The organism is Roseofilum sp. SBFL, assembly GCF_017746885.1.
Taxonomy (GTDB): Bacteria; Cyanobacteriota; Cyanobacteriia; order Cyanobacteriales; family Desertifilaceae; genus Roseofilum.
The window spans coordinates 24000-42630 of sequence record NZ_JAGHZH010000196.1; the positions used below are offsets into that span (position 1 = coordinate 24000).

The 18631-nt window shown below is 43.9% G+C and carries 21 protein-coding genes; 10 read left to right on the forward strand and 11 right to left on the reverse strand.

All coding sequences use genetic code 11. The annotated features are described in order from the left end of the window. Positions 1-27: 27 nt before the first annotated feature. From J7545_RS22725 to J7545_RS22740, 4 genes are read left to right on the forward strand one after another with little or no spacing between them, the layout of a single operon-like run. Positions 28-1386, forward strand: a complete 1359-nt coding sequence (locus J7545_RS22725) for an NB-ARC domain-containing protein (protein ID WP_318720155.1) — start codon at positions 28-30, stop codon at positions 1384-1386. A 36-nt stretch (positions 1387-1422) separates the two neighbouring features. Further along, positions 1423-2022 (forward strand): Uma2 family endonuclease, encoded by a 600-nt coding sequence (locus tag J7545_RS22730; protein WP_318698466.1) that lies wholly within the window; start codon positions 1423-1425, stop codon positions 2020-2022. Further along, entirely contained in the window at positions 2019-2249 is a 231-nt protein-coding gene (locus J7545_RS22735; RefSeq protein ID WP_318698465.1) for a DUF433 domain-containing protein, read from the forward strand. The genes J7545_RS22730 and J7545_RS22735 overlap by 4 nt, the downstream gene beginning before the upstream one ends. After that, positions 2246-2578 (forward strand): DUF5615 family PIN-like protein, encoded by a 333-nt coding sequence (locus J7545_RS22740; RefSeq protein ID WP_318698464.1) that lies wholly within the window; start codon positions 2246-2248, stop codon positions 2576-2578. Before J7545_RS22735 ends, J7545_RS22740 begins: the two co-directional genes overlap by 4 nt. Positions 2579-2665: 87 nt before the next feature. Here J7545_RS22740 and J7545_RS22745 read toward each other — a convergent pair whose 3' ends face one another. From J7545_RS22745 to J7545_RS22770, 6 genes are all read right to left on the reverse strand, one after another. After that, positions 2666-2902 carry a hypothetical protein gene (locus J7545_RS22745; protein WP_318720156.1) on the reverse strand — a complete coding sequence of 79 codons (237 nt, stop codon included), beginning with the start codon at positions 2900-2902 and terminating at the stop codon, positions 2666-2668. Between the two features lie 70 nt (positions 2903-2972). Further along, positions 2973-3263, reverse strand: coding sequence for a type II toxin-antitoxin system RelE/ParE family toxin (locus J7545_RS22750; RefSeq protein WP_318698462.1), 291 nt, complete (start codon positions 3261-3263; stop codon positions 2973-2975). After that, positions 3260-3481 (reverse strand): addiction module protein, encoded by a 222-nt coding sequence (locus J7545_RS22755; RefSeq protein WP_318698461.1) that lies wholly within the window; start codon positions 3479-3481, stop codon positions 3260-3262. Before J7545_RS22755 ends, J7545_RS22750 begins: the two co-directional genes overlap by 4 nt. A 27-nt stretch (positions 3482-3508) precedes the next feature. Continuing rightward, on the reverse strand, positions 3509-4567 hold the full coding sequence (locus J7545_RS22760; protein ID WP_318720158.1) for an acyltransferase family protein: 1059 nt from the start codon (positions 4565-4567) through the stop codon (positions 3509-3511). A gap of 136 nt (positions 4568-4703) precedes the next feature. Beyond that, positions 4704-6116, reverse strand: a complete 1413-nt coding sequence (locus tag J7545_RS22765; RefSeq protein ID WP_413038571.1) for an ABC transporter ATP-binding protein — start codon at positions 6114-6116, stop codon at positions 4704-4706. 78 nt (positions 6117-6194) lie between these two features. Further along, positions 6195-7070 (reverse strand): ABC transporter permease, encoded by an 876-nt coding sequence (locus J7545_RS22770; protein ID WP_271942609.1) that lies wholly within the window; start codon positions 7068-7070, stop codon positions 6195-6197. 205 nt (positions 7071-7275) lie between these two features. On the opposite strand from J7545_RS22770, the gene J7545_RS22775 reads away from it, so the two are divergent. Beyond that, on the forward strand, positions 7276-8709 hold the full coding sequence (locus J7545_RS22775; RefSeq protein WP_318698458.1) for a circularly permuted type 2 ATP-grasp protein: 1434 nt from the start codon (positions 7276-7278) through the stop codon (positions 8707-8709). A gap of 133 nt (positions 8710-8842) precedes the next feature. Beyond that, a complete protein-coding gene (locus J7545_RS22780; protein WP_318698457.1) occupies positions 8843-9418 on the forward strand; it encodes a peptidoglycan-binding protein in 576 nt (191 codons plus the stop codon). A 90-nt stretch (positions 9419-9508) separates the two neighbouring features. On the opposite strand, the gene J7545_RS22785 is transcribed toward J7545_RS22780, so the two are convergent. Beyond that, the gene (locus J7545_RS22785) at positions 9509-9724 is read right to left on the reverse strand and encodes a hypothetical protein (RefSeq protein ID WP_318698456.1); all 216 of its coding nucleotides are present in this window, start codon (positions 9722-9724) and stop codon (positions 9509-9511) included. A 296-nt stretch (positions 9725-10020) separates the two neighbouring features. Here J7545_RS22785 and J7545_RS22790 point away from each other — a divergent pair, with 296 nt between their 5' ends. Beyond that, positions 10021-10977: an alpha-E domain-containing protein gene (locus J7545_RS22790; RefSeq protein WP_318698455.1), complete on the forward strand. Its 957-nt coding sequence runs from the start codon at positions 10021-10023 to the stop codon at positions 10975-10977. A 26-nt stretch (positions 10978-11003) separates the two neighbouring features. After that, positions 11004-11864: a transglutaminase family protein gene (locus J7545_RS22795; protein ID WP_318698454.1), complete on the forward strand. Its 861-nt coding sequence runs from the start codon at positions 11004-11006 to the stop codon at positions 11862-11864. Here J7545_RS22795 and J7545_RS22800 read toward each other — a convergent pair. Beyond that, on the reverse strand, positions 11861-12628 hold the full coding sequence (locus J7545_RS22800) for a proteasome-type protease (RefSeq protein WP_318698453.1): 768 nt from the start codon (positions 12626-12628) through the stop codon (positions 11861-11863). The two genes, J7545_RS22795 and J7545_RS22800, sit on opposite strands and share 4 nt — an antisense overlap. Before the next feature lie 98 nt (positions 12629-12726). Between J7545_RS22800 and J7545_RS22805 the strand changes: the two genes are divergently transcribed. Continuing rightward, positions 12727-13482 (forward strand): PEP-CTERM sorting domain-containing protein, encoded by a 756-nt coding sequence (locus J7545_RS22805; protein WP_318698452.1) that lies wholly within the window; start codon positions 12727-12729, stop codon positions 13480-13482. A 75-nt stretch (positions 13483-13557) separates the two neighbouring features. Continuing rightward, entirely contained in the window at positions 13558-14079 is a 522-nt protein-coding gene (gene folK, locus J7545_RS22810) for a 2-amino-4-hydroxy-6-hydroxymethyldihydropteridine diphosphokinase (protein WP_318698451.1), read from the forward strand. Between the two features lie 154 nt (positions 14080-14233). Here folK and J7545_RS22815 read toward each other — a convergent pair whose 3' ends face one another. The 3 genes from J7545_RS22815 to J7545_RS22825 all read right to left on the reverse strand — a co-directional run bounded on the left by J7545_RS22815 (position 14234) and on the right by J7545_RS22825 (position 18619). After that, positions 14234-16450, reverse strand: coding sequence for an SMP-30/gluconolactonase/LRE family protein (locus J7545_RS22815; RefSeq protein WP_318698450.1), 2217 nt, complete (start codon positions 16448-16450; stop codon positions 14234-14236). 87 nt (positions 16451-16537) lie between these two features. Next, positions 16538-17233, reverse strand: a complete 696-nt coding sequence (surE, locus tag J7545_RS22820; protein WP_318698449.1) for a 5'/3'-nucleotidase SurE — start codon at positions 17231-17233, stop codon at positions 16538-16540. Positions 17234-17443: 210 nt separating this feature from the next. Then, positions 17444-18619 (reverse strand): class I SAM-dependent methyltransferase, encoded by a 1176-nt coding sequence (locus J7545_RS22825; protein ID WP_318698448.1) that lies wholly within the window; start codon positions 18617-18619, stop codon positions 17444-17446. Positions 18620-18631 lie beyond the last annotated feature (12 nt).

Here is an 18631-nt window from a genome sequence, read left to right on the forward strand (position 1 = left end):
AGCGACGGAGTGATATCGGTATAACTAATGGATGTGGAAGCAATCCTGACATGGGCCGATGAGTTGATGTTGGCTAAAACAGGCACAAGGTTAAGTAGTCTGCAACGAGCTGTGTTAGCTGGGGTTTGGAATCATCAGAAATATAAAGAGATTGCGGATGAATATCACTGTGGCGAAGGGAATGTGAAAATAGTGGCAGGGAATTTATGGAAGTTGATTGCAGAAGAGTTGGGAGAAAAAGTTAATAAGAAGAATTTTCGCGCAACATTGGAGAGGTATTATATTTCCCATTCTAATATTAACAACCTTGTTCAACAGCCAAATTTTAATCAAAGTCATGTTAACATTTGTGCAAAGAATTTGTACCCTAGAGAGCCAACCAAACAACGCTCACCTTCTTACTCTATCAATCAACCACAACAGCGCCACGATCTCACAGAAGCGCCAGAATACTATCCTCTGAACAACCGCAGCACCGAACTAAGCACACTGAAACAGTGGGTATTGGATGAAAAAATCAAGATAGTTACAATTTTTGGATTACCTCGCATCGGCAAAACCACTCTCGCGAGAGCATTGCTAGAAGAGGTTAAAACTCAATTTGAAGCCGTCATCTGGCGCAACTGCACGAATAGTCTAGAACGGGAATTTCTGGAATCTGAAATTATAGACTGTATCGGCAAAGATCAAACCGATAAACCTACAAAGCTCATCCATTATTTACGCTTTTCTCGTTCCCTGATTATCCTCGATGACTTCCAAGAACTCTTTACTCCGGGTGAGTTGGCTGGGACTTATTTACCTGGATGTGAACGTTATGGTAAACTCTTAAGAGAAATAGGGCGCTTCCATCACCGCAGTTGCTTCCTCCTTCTCAGTTGGGAAAAACCGACAGAAATCGCCACCTTAGAACGGGAAAACAACCATTGTCTCAGCTTACAACTGGAAAGTTTAGGAGCAGCAGCACGGGAAATCTTGAGCCAGCACCAACTCATGGATGAGGAGCTATGGGAAGAACTGATTCAACGTTACGGAGGTAATCCGTCTTGGCTCAATATTATTGCTTCTACTATCCAGGACTTCTTTAACGGTAGCGTTGATAAGTTCCTATCCTATCCTAACCCCTTTCTGGGCGACCTAGAACCGATATTGCAAGACTATTATCAACGCTTATCCCCCTCGGAAATGACAGTAGTCCAGTGGTTAGCCAGTCACGAAACCCTTGATATTTTCCACAAACCTACAGACTTAGCCTTATCTGATGCTGAATTTTTGCAAGCGATACACTCTTTAATCAAACGGGGAATTATTAAGAAACACACCCATGATAAAGTCGCCCAATTTATACTACAACCGACGATTGCATCTTATGTTAATTTCTTATAGGACTTATGTATAAACATATTTTTTGGGTAATATGCCATGACGCAAGGTACTGCCAGAGTTGTCCCCCGCTTAACACCACAGGACTATTTGGAATGGGAAGTCCAACAACCACTACGCTACGAATATTTTAATGGGGAAGTATTTGCGATGGCAGGGGGAACGTTGCCCCATGCAGATATTGCCCTAAATTTAGCAAGCCTTCTGCGAGAACCGTTACGGGGGCGCTGTAAGGTGCGGAACTCTGATGCCAAGGTGGGCATCACCGATGAGGGACCGTTTACCTATCCAGATATTAGTATTAGCTGTGATGAACGAGATCGCACCGCCCGACACTTCATCCGCTATCCCTGCGTCATTATTGAAGTGCTTTCTCCGAGTACGGAGGCATATGATCGCGGTGGTAAATTTGCCCTGTACCGTCGTCTCTCAACGCTACAAGAATATGTTTTAGTGAGTTCTGAAACCAAAACAGTTGAGATTTTTCGGCGAGATGCTGTTGGAGAGTGGCGATTCATTCCTTACAGTGAAGGTGATACGATTGAGTTGATGAGTTTGGGAATCACATTATCGCTAAATGCTATTTATGAAGATGTTGTTGTAGAGTTGGAGGATGAAGGGGGTAAAGCCAGTTTATGAACTACCGAGATATCATTACAATTGAGCCTGAAAAACGGGGCGGTAAGCCTTGCGTCCGTGGCTTGCGTATTACAGTCTATGAAGTGCTTGAGTACCTAGCTTCCGAAATGACTGAAGCAGAAATTCTCGACGATTTTCCCGATCTGACGCGAGAAGATTTAAAAGCCTGCATTGCTTATGCTGCTGACCGCGAGCGTCGGTTTATGAGCGCCCCATTATCCGCATGAAATTACTTTTTGATGAAAATCTATCGCCTAAATTACCAAACCGTCTGAGCGATATTTTCCCAAACTCGCTTCATGTTCGAGATGTGGGAATGAAAGCAACAATCGACCCAATCGTTTGGGATTATGCAAAAGACAATGATCTAATCATCGTCTCGAAAGATGCTGACATGCACGATCTGAGTTTAGTATTTGGAAATCCACCGAAAGTGATTTGGATTCGCCTTGGGAACTGTTCCACATTACAAGTTGAAAATTTGCTGCGTCGGGAGTTTAGTGCGATCGCATTATTTTACGAAGATAAGACTTTATCCCTGCTTGCTTTATCATGATGCGCTAGGTATTTACTGACTGCGATCGCAGGCATTTTGCGCGTGCGATCGCTTGCGATACTTCCATCAAAGACAGATAGCGTTTCATTACTGACTGATTAACGTTTTAGGGCGATACCAAGCGGTGATACCATAGCGGTCATAGAGTGTTAGCAGCACGTAGGATACTCCGATAATGAGCGGAATGCCGAGGAAGACTAAACTGGCAGTAATGAGATGGACATTTTCCACCAGAAAGAGCGATCGCATCATTTTCTCTAGAGCAAACCAGATCGGACGGTGAAATAAGAACATCCCATAGGCACAATAGGCGATCGCATGCAAAAATTGGTTAACTGATGCGATCGCTTACTCCACCTTCAAGCTGTTGATTTTCTATAGTTAGCTTTCGATATTAGATACGAGCTTTCCAATATTCCGGTTCTCGGTGAAGATGGGCGACAGCAATAATGATAATGTCATTATTTTCTATCGTGTAAATAATTCCGTAAGGAAATTGTTTGGTTTGACAGCGACGAACTTCCGCATCTAATAAAGACCAACCCAAAGGAAATGCCACAATTCGTTCAATGGTCGATTGCACTTCGTTGCGAAAATCTTTTCCCAATCCAGTGCGCTGTTTTTCATAATACTTGACTGCTTCGAGGAGTTCGCGACGTGCAGGAGTTAAAAATTCAACGTTCAAAGATCGCTTAACTCCTCAAATACTTGTTCTGCTGGAATTGCTTCTAATTCACCCCTGCGATATGCTTGCAAGCGATCTTGAGATTCGCTTAACCAGAGTCGATCCAAACGGGAATCGGGTCGATCTAAACTGGAGACCAAAGCATCAATTAAGACTACTCTTTCAGTGGGAGATAAGATTAATGCCTCTTGCAGCACTTTTTGAGTTGATTCAAGCATACTGAAGATTCTCGCGGAAAGAATACTTCATATTTTAGCATCAGGGCGATACCAAGCGGTGATACCATAGCGGTCATAGAGTGTTAGCAGCACGTAGGATACTCCGACGATAAGGGGAATACCAAGGAAGACTAAGCTGGCAGTAATGATATGAACATTTTCCACTAGAAAGAGCGATCGCATCATTTTCTCTAGGGCAAACCAGATCGGACGGTGAAATAGGAATATCCCATAGGCGCAATAGGCGATCGTATGCAAAAATTGGTTAACTTGGGCATTTTGACAAACGAAATTAGAGAGACGATAGATTAATAGCACAAAAGAGAACATCAACAAATTGAGTAAAATAGCATTGTGTTCAATCGTCAGGTTATAGTTATGCTGCCAAACAAAGCACAAAGAAAAGATGACACAAAACAAACCTGGGTTAATCAATGCAGCTTTTCTCACCACACGAGCATCAAAGAGATTGTTTTTGGCAGCTAAAATACCGCCTAAGAACGGTAAACTGTAGGTAATCAGTCGCCCATCGGCGATCTGCAAATAGGTAGAACACACGCATAGGATAACAACAAAAAACGCTAGGATTGCCACTTTGTAAAGCACTGAAATCTTATGAATATTGAGCAGTGAAAATAGACTATAATAGACCAAAATCAATCCCACATACCATAAAGTCGGTAAAGGGGAATATCCGTCAGAGGCAAAGATTAATTGTAACCCCAAAACATGAATCATGATTTGCGTCCAATCAAACATGCTATAGAGATAACAAAATAGGGCAAGGGAGAGGTAATAGAGCGGGAAGAGTTTAGCCAGCTTTTTGAATAAAAATTTCCCGGCTGTCTGGATATTCGGAAAGGTTAATTGATGTCGGTTAATTAAACTTCCAGCAAGAAAGACTAATAGCCCTAAGCTACATTGAAGACTGAGATGGTGTAACTGCGATAAATCAACTGTTGTGCCGAAAAGGTGGAAGCGATAGGATTTGAAGCAATAATCGGGAAGATTGTACAGTAAGATCGTGGAAATTCCTACGGATCTCATGAAATCGAATCGGGATGAACGATGGACTATTCTGTTCATAGTTCTAGGGTTGATGAGGTTGAACTATATTTGGCACTGCCAATCCCCCGAAATCCCCTTTAAAAAGGGCAATTTTCGCGAGTGCCCGCCTTTTTCAGAGGGTTGGGGAATCTTAGAGTTGTAGGGATTTTGAAAACTAGCTATTATCCTCTAGAACTTCCAGTGTATGAGCTGGAGGTTCTGTCCATTGGCTTTCAAAAGTTAACTTGGGGTCAATCTTGAAATCGACTGTGCCATTGCCACAAACGGCTTCATCTGGATTAACCCGAAACATTGCCGCATCAATACAACGGGCGAGATAAATAAACTCTTCATCTACCATTCCGGAAACTCCGGCATTGAGGAAATAAACTCCGGGATGAAGAAAGCATTCAAAGGAAAACTGAACGGTAATCACTTGATGAGGTTCAAAGTGAGAAATTTTATGAAAAGAAGGGCTGACAGAGGCTCCACCTAATTCTAGCCCGCTAATGGTTTTAATTAACATGCCAAAGCGTACATTTTGAGCCATTTTAGAAAAGCGAACTTTGAATGTATAGATGTAGGGTTGTCTGCGAATCAGATGATTAACTAGTCTACCGGATAGGGTTTCAATGTGAGGGTCAATAATTTCTGCCCCTCTGGTGGTGTAGGAAAGGGTATGTTCGGGGTTAAGATTGGGATCGTAGTAGTCTCCTAATGTGGGTATGGATGGGGAATGAGGGGAGTCTTTAGAGGAAGAAGATTGCCCATTGGTTTCTGATTTTTCTGGTGTGGGAAGGCTTTGCTGTTGATGGGATTTTTTCAGTTCTTCACGTAAGATATGGCTTTTGTCTGAGGGTGCATAAATCAGTTCTTGATATTTGGAGACGACGAATTTCGGTTTATTGCTGAGGATAATTTCGCCTTTATCCATGAGGATAGCCCGATCGCACAATTCGACCACCGAAGAAGCAGCATGAGATACAAATAACACTGTCCCGCCGCGATCGCGAATATCCTGAATCCGAGCAAAACATTTGCGCTGAAACGCTTCATCTCCCACGGATAGAGCTTCATCAACGACTAAAATATCGGGTTCGACACTGGTTGCCACCGCAAATGCCAAGCGCACGAACATCCCACTAGAGTATGTTTTTACCGGTTGTTCAATAAATTCACCGATATCCGCAAAGGACACAATCGAGTCAAATTTAGTTTTAATTTCGTCCTTCGTTAACCCCAATAACTGACCATTAAAAAAGACATTCTGCCGCCCTGTAAATTCCGGATTAAATCCGCTGCCCAATTCCAACAGAGCCGATAGCCGACCTTTCACCTCTACCTCACCTGTGCTTGGCGTGAGGGTAGCAGCAATAATTTGTAGCAAGGTACTTTTTCCCGAACCATTGCGCCCCACAATGCCTAGGGTTTGCCCTTGAGGAATTTCTAAATCAATATCATGCAGCGCCCAGAATTCTTGCCCCCTGGTTTTTCCAGGTAGCAACAGCTCTTTGAGGCGATCGCCCGGATGGGCATATCGCTTAAACGATTTAGAAACACCTTTTAGTGAAATCGCCATTTCACTCATGAAAATTACAATACCTTTAGTTCAGTGAGATCGTCAACCAACCCGACACTCTCCCAGGAATAAATGGGTATCCCTTCCCTAGATCACATCGGCAAACGCGGGGCGCAGTCGTCGATAGACCCACAAACCCCCTGACAACAGTACCAGAGAAATGCCCAAAGCACTCATCCATTCTCCCCAATGTTGCATGTGGCCCACTAAAATCAAATCTCGGTAGGTTTCCGAAATCGCTGCCAAAGGATTGAGCCAAAACACCCACTGTCGCCAAGGTTCGGGAATAATGGTAACCGGATAGACAATGGGAGTCATGTAAAACCACAAATTGGTAATCACCGCTAAACTTTGGGGAATATCGCGCAAAAACACGGTTAATGCCGAGACTAAATAGCCCAAACCTGCCGTAAGCAACAATTGGGGTAACCATGCTAAAGGCAACAATAACAGCGTCGGATGCAGCGTCTGCGTGATCAACCCGCTCAATACAATCAGGGCAATTAACCCCATAGAACTTTCAATGAAGGCGCTCAGAACAGGCACAAGAGGCAATAACCCCAGGGGAAAAACCACCTTTTTCACTAAATTCGGTTGACCAATCACCGCATTTGAGGACTGAAGCAAACCGGTCATAAATGCAGTCCAGGGCAGCAGTCCGGCAAATAACCATAGCCCAAACGTGAGATTATTGGCTGCCATTCCCTGGAGATTGAGCTTCACCTTCAGCACAATTGAAAACACATAGGTGTAAATCAGTAACTGCGAGAGTTGATTGAGCAACGGCCACAAATTCCCCAGTACTGAACCCTGATAACGAGCCGCTAAATCCCGGTGAACCAAACTTTTAAGTAAGTTCGCTTGTAGCAACCATTGACGGTTTCCCAGAAATTTGGCGATAATGCGACTTATCGCTCGCGCGATCGCTTCTACTCCCATTCCTCCTTTATTGGCCTTCAACAAAATTCACATCCTCTCTCACCACTGCACATTCTCAAATCCAACACTCCAAAGAGCATGGCCCTCAAATTTTGACATTCTCCCCGACTACCGTGCAACTGTGTCTTTACCCAAAGTTTTGTAAAATCGTAGTCTTAGTTACAGTAATCCAGTCTAGTCCATCTCTATATCATAAAGTGTTCAACCCACTTGCATCTTACCTATTAGTGTGAACTTTGATTCCTACGATTCAGGGGACTTCTACGATGAACTCTTCGGGGCCGATGGTAATCCCCGCCCCGAATGTCAACCCCTTATAGACCATTTCAATCATCTTTCTCGCGAACACCTTCATCAACGCCAACAAGCGGCCCAAATTGGACTGTTTAAGCTGGGAGTCACCTTTAATGTCTATGGTGCAGAAGAAGGAACTGAACGGATTTTGCCCTTCGATCTCATTCCCCGTATCGTCTTATCTCAGGAGTGGAAAACCCTAGAGCAAGGGCTCAAACAACGAATTCAAGCCCTCAATTTATTTATTGCTGATATTTATGACCAGCAAAAGATCGTTAAAGATAAGGTCATTCCCGAAGAATTAATTCACTCAGCCACCGGTTTTCTCAAACCCTGTATGGGTCTCAAACCTCCCCAAGATGTTTGGGGTCATATTACTGGAACCGACTTGGTGCGCGACAAAGAAGGCCAATGGTACGTTTTAGAAGACAATTTGCGTTGTCCCTCTGGCGTTTCCTATGTCTTGGAAAATCGCCGAGTGATGAAAAGTACCTTTCCTCAAATCTTTAGCTTAATGGATATTGAACCGGTCGATCGATATCCTAGCCGTTTGCTCGATACCTTACTCCATCTAGCTCCTGGCCATCTTCCCAACCCCACCGTAGTCCTCTTAACTCCAGGAATATATAACTCAGCCTATTTTGAACATTCATTTTTAGCCCAGCAAATGGGAGTTGAGTTAGTCGAAGGCCGAGATTTAGTTGTTGTTGATGGCTACTTACAAATGCGAACTACGAAGGGACTGCAACGGGTGGATGTGGTCTATCGTCGCATTGATGATAGCTTTATCGATCCGACGGTCTTTAATCCCGATTCCTTGTTAGGCGTTCCCGGTTTAATGGAAGTTTATCAGTCTGGACGAGTTGCTTTAGCCAACGCCCTGGGAACCGGAGTTGCAGATGATAAGGTAATTTATGCCTATGTTCCCCAAATGATTCGCTATTATTTGGACGAAGAGCCAATTTTAGCTAATGTCCCCACCTATCTGTGTTGGGAACCAAAGCAACAAGACTATGTGCTAAACCATTTACCACAATTAGTGGTTAAAGCCGCCGATGAGTCAGGCGGCTATGGCATGTTGATCGGTCCGAATTCAACTTCAGCCCAACGGGAAGAGTTTGCTCAACGGATTAAGGCCAATCCCCGTAAATATATTGCCCAACCCACCCTCTGTTTATCTAGGGTTCCTACCCTATTAGAGGGGAGTATCGAAGGCTGCCATGTAGATTTGCGCCCCTATATTCTCTATGGTAAAGATATTTCCGTAATGCCTGGAGGTTTAACTAGAGTGGCCCTCAAGCGGGGGTCTCTAGTGGTCAATTCTTCTCAAGGTGGTGGCAGTAAAGATACTTGGGTCTTACGAGATTAGGGGGCTAGGCTAGGGATGATGTCATGAAAATAACGATACATTAAGTTTCGTGAATTATTGATAAAAATGAGTTGCTCAAACTCAGGGTTATCCTTTATCCTTCCAGTAACGAGTTTTTCATGGCAAAAAACCTATGATTGAATCACTTGCATTTACCCATGCTTCACTGGCCTACGAAGATACTAACCCAACTCCCCAATTACGGTCTTTTGAAGGAATTAATGTATCTCTGGCCAAAAGTGCCGTAGGAGTTTTAGCTCTAAGTGTAGCGCTCTCGATTATCAGTGTCGCAGAAAACGCGATGGCCTACCTGAGTTACGGATCTAGAGGTAATGATGTTGTTTATCTGCAAGACTTGCTAAAACGTGCGGGTTATTTCTCCTATGCAGTGGGATCGACTGGTTACTATGGTAGTATTACTTATGATGCAGTTGTCAGTTATCAGTACGATATGGGCCTAGCTGTAGATGGAATGGCTGGCGCTCAAACTTTTGCGTCTCTGGAAGCTAATACTGGCGTAGGTGGTGGGACTCATCGGGTGGTTGCTACAGGTGGCTTAAATGTCCGTTCAGGAATGGGGACATCCTTTCCTGTTATTGGTGGACTCGCTAATGGACAACGGGTTTTTGTGGAATCCTTTGACCATACCGGCTGGGCAAAACTTACCACGGGTGGGTATGTGTCCGGTGATTATTTGGCCGCACTCTAATCTTTAAAATCAGAATTCTATTACAATAGCGAGCTAGTTTCATAATAACTGGCTCGCTATTTGAGTATTTCTTTGTATTAAAAGTTCGTTTTAAACGGCTAGGGATGTGGGGATTAAATCGATTTTACCGCGTTGTACAGCTCGCAATAAACGGTTAATTGACTTCCGCTCATGGGCTTGTAGTTCAGAATAGCTAGACGCGAGTTGCAGGGTATGATAATCGTTACAAGAAACGACACCGGTTGCACCCACTGCTCCAAAGATTTCGGAAATGCGATCGGATAGCTTTTCTGTTGGAGATAACATAGTTTTTTCTCTTCAACTCATCTTATGTTCCTATTGTGGTCGCTCGGGGTCACCTGTGGGGTGACAACCCCCACATAAAGTTTGTGATTTACGTTGGCTATACAAGTGATTTGGATAGGAGAGATAGGAAGAAGAGGAGATAGGGGAAGGTGGAGACGTGAAGGAGTCTGAAATATGTCGCTATTTGGGCATTAGTCTATTCGCCGATTGAAGATCCGTTTAGAATGAGCAGATTTTTACCTTGATTATTCTGATAATACGGGAACTAGGTTTTGATTACTGTTTGAAGTTAAGTTATGTTAAGTCGCGTCGCAGATTCAATCTATTGGCTCAATCGTTATGTAGAGCGGGCAGAAAATACGGCTCGATTTATTGATGCTAATTTGACCTTAATTTTGGATTCTCCGGTTGGGGTTGTCCATCAGTGGGAACCGTTGGTGATTACGACGGGCGATCGCCAGGTGTTTTGGGAGCGCTATGGCGAAGCGACGAAGGAGAATGTGCGCCATTTTCTCACGTTTGATGCGAAAAACCCCAATTCGATTTTGTCTTGTTTGTGGATGGCTCGTGAGAATGCGCGATCGATTCGAGAGGTGATTTCTTCGGAGATGTGGCAGCAAATCAATGAATTTTATTACATGGTTAAAGAGACTTCTCCAGAGGGGTCAATGGTGGAGTTATCGGATTTTTATACGGAAGTTAAGCGCTGTAGTCATTTGTTTGCCGGCTTGATGGATGCCACGATGTCCCATAATGAGGGTTGGCATTTTGGCTTGATTGGCCGGTTGTTAGAACGAGCAGATAAGACTTCGCGAATTTTAGATGTGAAGTATTTTATTTTATTGCCTTCGGCTCAGGATGTGGGCACAACATTAGATGAAATTCATTGGATAGCTCTGTTAAAATCTGCGAGTGCTTATGAAATGTATCGCAAACAAATACACCGTCACCAAATTACGCCTATGGGAGTAGCAGAGTTTTTGTTGCTCGATCGCCACTTCCCCCGTGCAGTACGCTCTTGTCTGTTTCGCTCCGAGCAGTCTCTTCATAAAATTAATGGTACAGCACCAGCAACTTGGAGTGATTCGGCCGAACGAGCCTTGGGTCGTCTGCGATCGGAGCTGGAATACATCACCATTGAGGAGATTATTCAACAGGGATTACATGAATTTGTGGATAATTTACAAAAACAGTTAAATTTGGTGGGCGAGCAGCTCTATCAAACCTATTTCTCTTTAGAGTCAGTGCATTAAATTAACAAAGATGGCAACAGGAACACATGCGCTATAAAATTATCCACTCAACTTATTATACTTATAGTGAATTTGTGGCTCTGAGTCCCCATTGGCTGCGGTTGCGATCGCGCTCCGATGGCGCTCAAACCCTGCATCACTTTCAGTTAGAGATCGATCCGCTCCCTACTGGTCAATCATCTGTCCTCGATGAAGAGGGCAATGTTCTGGAAAAAATTTGGTTCGACGCTCAGGAACTCAAAGCACTAAAGATTACTGCCACTTCTGAAGTGGAAACCCATTGTAGCAACCCCTTTAATTATCTCTTAGAGCCTTGGGCCGTTCAATTTCCAATTGATTATCCGTCTAGTCTACTGGCTCGGCTATCCCCCTATTTTGCCCCTAGAACACTGCCGAGTCCAATCGATCCCAGGGTTTATACTTGGGCGATGGACATTGCCGATCGCGTTCGCTATCAAGTTACCCCGTTTCTGAGTGCGATTAATCAGCAAATTTATGAACGGTGCGATTATTATATTCGCGATACGGGCGATCCTTTTCCTCCGGGAATAACTTGGGAACAAAAAGGGGGAACTTGTCGAGATTATGCTGTCCTGTTTATGGAAGCCTGTCGCGCCATGGGGTTAGCTGCACGGTTTGTCAGTGGCTATCAAGAAGGCGATCGCGATACACCAGACCGCCACCTCCATGCCTGGGCAGAAGTCTACCTTCCAGGAGCAGGATGGCGGGGCTATGACCCCACCCACGGGCTAGCGGTCAGTAATGGCCATATTGCCGTAGCGGCTAGTGCCATTCCCCAAAATACGGCTCCCGTTTCTGGCACCCTGCGCCGCTCTCAGGTACACAGTCAAATGGACTTTGATTTGGCGATCGCATGTTTAGATTAATCTGTGGTTAAATCCCTATCGTCTTCCTGGGCGTAATACTCCCAATCAATATTGGGAATGCTTTCGACTGCCTGGTTGAGAGCCACTTCCCAGGTTTTGCGCAGTCTGCCTAAATAAGGGTCTCTCAGAGGAAGTTCAAGCTGGTGGCGGATCGCCAAACTATCCCGTTCGTACATCACCAGATTGATGGGTGGCCCTACGGAAATATTCGATTTCATCGTAGAATCGATGGATAAGATCGCTGCTTTCGCTGCAACTTCTACTGGGGTGTCAAAGTTCAACGTGCGATCGAGAATCGGTTTACCATATTTAGTTTCCCCAATTTGTAAAAACGGGGTTTCTGGAGTCGCTTGAATCGAATTCCCTTGGGTATAAACCAGATAAAGTTCTGGGTCTTCCCCTTGAATTTGCCCCCCCACTAAAAAGTTACAATGGTAATCAATACCATCCTTTTCCAACCAAGCTCGGTCTTGCTCTAGCAGTTGCCGGACTTTGCTGCCTACATAGCGGGCGATTTCGTGAAACGTGGGCAGAGAATGCAAGTTAACGTCCTGCTGCACTTTAATATCTTTCTTCAAACTAGAGATCACCGCTTGAGTGACAGAGAGATTCCCGGAAGTACAGAGGATAATCACTCGTTCTCCAGGTAGGGAGAAATCAAATAACTTACGATAAGTGGAAATATAATCCACTCCAGCATTGGTTCGCGAGTCTGCCGCCAGCACCAGACCAGAACGGGTGATAATGCCAAGACAATAGGTCATAGAAGCTAGAGAAAAACGCCTTACTGATTGTACGGAATTTTAGGAATGTGGCGTTTCCCGAGTGTATCCTTTATTGTTAAACTCAGGGGGTATAGAGGATGAATTCTCTCAAAACCACTGCTTTAATGTTTACAGGTGGATGCTTAAGCCTGTGTGTGACTGCATCTCCAGTCCAGTCCCTTCAGTTACACTTTCAGTCTCCAGATGGTCAAACTAGCGCCGATCTCTTGTTTGGAAACCATGTTACTTTTGGAAATAGTTATGTCGGTCCTATGGGTATTGAGCTTTATCAAGACCCAACAAAAGACCCGATAGATTCTTTTCTCAAAGGTGAGAGTCATCGAGTTTATTACCATAATGGTTCTCTCGATCCCTATTTGGCTAGTCACTTCCGCAATAATAAACCTGCTAAGTGTGATGCGAGGCAGTGTTTATTGCCACTGAACTCTATTTATTATGGTACTCTCCATTCAACCCCTTCTACTGCTGTGATTACTCAATCTAATGGTCAGTGGCATTTTCATACAGTAATGGGTTCCCCTTGGAAGGCGAACAAGTCGAGTCCGTATCCTACATATTCGATGGGTCTGTTTCGTCTTAGCCTCAATTGTGCGTCAGATTTACTCTCCTGTGTTGGTTCGTCTGGGACTATGAGCATGTTTGCTAGCAGTAGTCAGCATTTGTGGTATGAAGGGCCGATGCAGTTTGTAGGATTTACCAATTCAACAGCGAATCCTACCCCAGTACCGACTCCGACTCCAACGCCCCATCCGACTAGGGTTCCGGAACCTTCCGTTGTTTTGGGACTGTTGTTCTTGAGTGGTTTGGGTTTGCTTAAAAAGAGAAGAATATAAATCCCAATAAGAAAGGCGATCGCCTCTGATGACCTGGTAGACTATCTATTGGTACTCTCTACTAGAGAACGAAGAATGGTCATATCCAATCATTTGGAAACTGAAAAACCGACAAAGAGTGCGATCGCTCTAGGAAGTAACCTCGGTGATTCTCGCGCTACCCTAGAAAATGCCCTAAAAACGATTGACCAAACTCCTGGAATTACCGTCACAACCCATTCGAGTTGGTACAAAACTGCACCCATTGGCCCATCACAACCGGATTATCTTAATGGCTGTGCCCTGTTAGAAGTGAAGCTAACTCCCCACGAGTTACTCAAAACGCTGCTCAATATTGAAGACCAATTTGGCCGAGTCCGTCAAGAAAGGTGGGGCGCGCGAACATTAGATTTAGATGTCCTATTATTTGCCGATTTAATTCTAGACACGACCGATCTGCAAATTCCCCATCCTCGGATGACCGAAAGAGCATTTGTATTAGTCCCATTGGCGGAAATTGCCCCAGACTGGATCGAACCCGTTTCTGGGGAGGCAATTTCTCAACTGGTTGAAAAAGTGGACTGTTCTGGAGTAAGGGGGTTTGAGCTGGAGTCATAGAACTCAAGTATTAACCCGGTCTGAGCATAACTAGGAAGAGGAGAGTCGTTTCGGTAGTGCCATTTAATTCGCGATCGGTTATTGCCAATGGAGTACAGCAGTAATATTTATGTTGGCGAAGCAAAGCAATCTCCGCCATCTCGCTTTAATATGACTATAACTCAACATCGATTTCAAAAAGATACCCATGTTGTTCCACTGGCCAGTCACTTGCATACCAAGGTGCGAGAAACTCTCCTCCTAGCCAAGGAACTACAGATGAGCAAGCAAACAATTTGGCACTGGAACTAAATTCACGATCAACAACACTTAGACTCGTAATATTCATTACAGGTAAAATAATCTCTCTCTTCCTTACTTGCAATTGTGGGTCGATACAGACAATTTTACCGCCAAACCAAAATGTGAGCCAAAGACGACCTGCCCTATCTACAGCCAATCCATCAGGTACACCTTCATTTTCATCAGCAACAATAAATTGGTAATGCTCGCGAATATCGGGTAGGGTAGCTTCAGTTCGATCTGAGTCAAAGGTAAAAACATGAACCGTGCGTTCCAAGCTATCTAAAACGTAGAGCGATCGCCCGTCTGGTGATATTCCCATGCCATTAGCATAGCCTAGTCCGCTAAAAATTTCTTGAACTTGCCCCTGGGGATTACATCCTAGCAGTGCCCCTTTTTCCCCGATTCCTCCCTCATTTTCATGGATAGTGTTGAACCAGATGTATCCAGTTGAGTCAAGAACCACATCATTACAAACCAATTGTCTGCCCTGATATTCTTGGACAATAGGTACTAGCTCTTGGGTATTGACATTCCATTCTACTAGTCCTAACTCTCCAGACAATATGACAGTTCCCTTACTAGATACTGCCAGACCATAAAATGCACTCGGTAATGGGAACCGTTGCACTTTGCGGGTCGTTAAGCATAGTTGAACGAGCTGAAAATTACCGTAGTCCAGACAAAATAATTGATTACGTCTAGAGTCATAGCAAAGTCCCTCACCGCCCTGGAGATCGCACTCTGGCACTACGGTGATTTTATAGGTTGGCGAGCGTCGTTCTAGCAGTAGTGCATTGCGTAGATGCTCCCCATAAAACTGTAATGCATCTCGATTCTTACCAACCAGGTTGAGTTCTGCCAGTGGACTGGGATGATAGTAGGTATCTTGAATTTGCTCTGTTGGTTCGCAATTAAACGCGATCAATTGGGAGCAATTGAGAGTGTGTTGAGCGAGGCTAAAATCAAACAACGCTGACGCGAGACCACTTTTATAAGTTGATAGATACAATCGAATACTGGTGGGTATTTTTTCTATTGATGTCTGTTTGGGAATCTGAGGACAAATTCCCTGGGCTAATTTTAGAGCTGCTTTGGGTAAATTAAAGTTAAGACTCTCCTGGTACAAAAAGCCAAATGTGGCGCTCATACGAGCATTCATTTCAATCAAGATCGGAGAACTTTGGTCTTGAATCCAAAATTCAGCGCTGAAAAAGCTATTGTTCAAACCGCTATCTTGAATAAAATGATCTACTCGCTGATAAATAGCTCTTTGTTGTGCCTGACTCACTTGAGAAGGAAAAGCATAACAATCTACCGATCCATCTTGTGCTTCCACAGTATCCACTAAACCCAAAAAATGAACCTCTCCTTTATAGACAAAGCCATCACAGGTTAAAGGTTGACCAGAAATTAGCTCTTCGACTAAAAGTGGCACTTGAGATGTTACAGCTATGGGGTATTTTGTGCCATCAACAAATTCTTGGAATAAGTTTTGATACATTTGCCACCACGGTTGGTAAGAGCTGGCAAGTTCTTTACATACTTGTTCTAATTGTTCAGGTTGCTCTACTTTTGCACAAAACATTCCGTAACTCGAACAAACGGGTTTAACAAATACGGGAAACTTCAGTTGATTTACAATGTCCTTGTCAATTAATATCTCAGTTTTATTGGCCAGTTGTACAACACTGTATCTGGGGGGATATGAGTCGATTTCACGAGCATAAAACTTATGAAAACAGTTGAGTACACCTTCTATAGAAGGGCCAAAAAGATTCAGGCTTTGACAAACCACAGCCGCCACTAAATTGGCGATATCAAAGCTATAGTAAACAAACCCGATCTGGTGAACTTGGGCATAAACAATTGCATCTTGGCAAAAGGCAACTAAATCGGCTTCACCTTTAAGTTTAGGTGGTGTAGTTTGTATACATGAATACTCTAAACAATGAAAGCAATAGGCAAAAAAATCAGAGCTAGAAAATAATTGCTTCTCATCTTTAGATGGACATAACACCAATACTGGAATGAGTTTATCGGCTGAATTATTGGTCTGGAGTACAGTTGCTGTTGCTACTTTGAGCATGAATTTATAGTATGAGCCATCATACTAATTTTACTTGATACTGCTACAGATTTTTTTGCCGATCGGTTGCTTCTAAAAATGAAAAGATTATTCCCATAAGCGAAGTTTCGTTATAGCAATATTGCCGGATAAACACACCTCAACATCTGTTCCTGGATCGGATGTGCGGTTGATATCATCTCCCACATATAGATATCCATCTCCTTGCTTGACAAACTCAGTGAGTAGGGGACGGGTACAGAGGGGACAAAAGACAAGTTCCGGATCGGGTGTATCGGGTTCTAAGTGGGGAAAATTGATGCTCCATAAGGTTCCCGACTCAGGGGGTTGAGCTAATAAGTTTTCCAACACCTGCACTGTCCATTGGGTTGCCCTTTCCCAGTCTAGTTCTCTGTCGCTTCTTTTGAAGTGAGACAAGGCGATCGCTGGAAGACGATGTATTGTGGCTTCTCGGGCTGCTCCTATTGTCCCGGAAGGATAAATGTCTGAACCCATATTGCAGCCAGCATTAATCCCAGAGATCGCAAAGTGGATATCGTCGTAGAGATAGTTGACTCCAAGACGGACACAATCGGCTGGTGTACTGTCCACACTCACTTCAGTATCCGATCGCCGTTCGACTGGAATCACGGTGCGAATATTGACCTGATGACCACAACCAGACTGGTGGTGTTTGGGCGCAACAACCACAATGCGATCGGTCGTTACTTGAGATAATGCCCTGTGTAATGCACGAATGCCCGGAGCATCAATCCCATCATCATTAGTTACTAAAAAGCTCATAATCCTAACCCCCCTCTTTTGATGTAAGGTGCTAATTCCTCTGGAATTAAATTATCTTTTTCTTCTTCATGATTCAAAATATAAGGCTTAGAAATCATCTCTATGATTTTTCACCAATCGCTTCAATCGATTACCCAAGCTTTTTCCATATTAGAGTTTCAATTTGTCTAAATAGACTGTAATACAAATACCAAAACACTCCATAAAAAATCAATATCCATTCATCTTTGTCGCGTCTAACCACATTACTCCAAACAAGTCATGACCCACACCATAGCCCGGTTGTTGAGTTTCCTCTAATTGCTGCAACACTTGAGCTAGCATAAATTCGACTTTCTGTCTGCACAAATGTTTGTCCGAAATCTGTTGTACTTCTTTCTGGGCGACCGTTTTAAATCCTTGAACTGCTGGGGGCAAATCAACGGGTTCTATGGGCAAAGACTCGCCCAGTAGCATTGCTGCTTCACTAACTAAACTATTCCACCAGCCAGAGAATTTCTTGAAGAAATCCAAGATATAATCGGGTGCCGATCCTAACTCAACTTGGAAGATTAACTGGCTCAATTCAGTTTCTTTCGAGGGATCGAGCAAACTATTGATGAGGTTACGATACTTAGGTAGCTCTGGGTTAAATTGTCCCGTTGAGGTATGACGACCTACCATAATGGAGCGATCGAAAAACTTGAATTTCTCAACAGGGCAGCCTACAGCATCAGCCGCTTGCTGCATAATCTCTTGCAACTGTTCATGGGCGTAAAAACTCATCCATGTGGGTTCTGCATCTCCTTGGCTCTCGAAAAAGCTCATGCAGTAATCCCACCGGTTTTCTTTCCATTTGGGTGTCCACTCGATGCTGTACCGTCCTAATACATCTACAACCACTGCACACCGGGAGCGATTTTCACAAGCATTCTCCGCAATTTTCTGTAGGGCTTGGTTTAGCTCATCATGAGTCAGATGAGAGTAAGGAACGCCACAGGAAAGGTACACATCAAAAGGTCGATGGAACTCCCTAGTCCGAATATCCGCACATTCAAACCTCACGTTACTGTGGTTGCTATATAGCTCATTGGCAGTTGCCACCATTGGGGCACTGATATCAACTCCCAGGTAATCTAGATCGTAGCTGCTGCCTAGTTCTGATTCCTCGGACAACAGTGTTGATAGCAACAGATATCCATCTCCTGTACCTGCACCAACATCTAAAACTCTTAGTTTCTCTCCCTTTTCCTTACTATATGGCGCGATCGCATACTTAAACACTGAACGAGAAAATGGCTCTTCCCACTCAACTTTTACACCGTCACGACGACTTTTAGATAAGTAATGTTGAACCGCATTGGTTTCGTGGTACAACGTCTCTATATGCTCTGAAGTTACTTTCATTGCTACTTACCT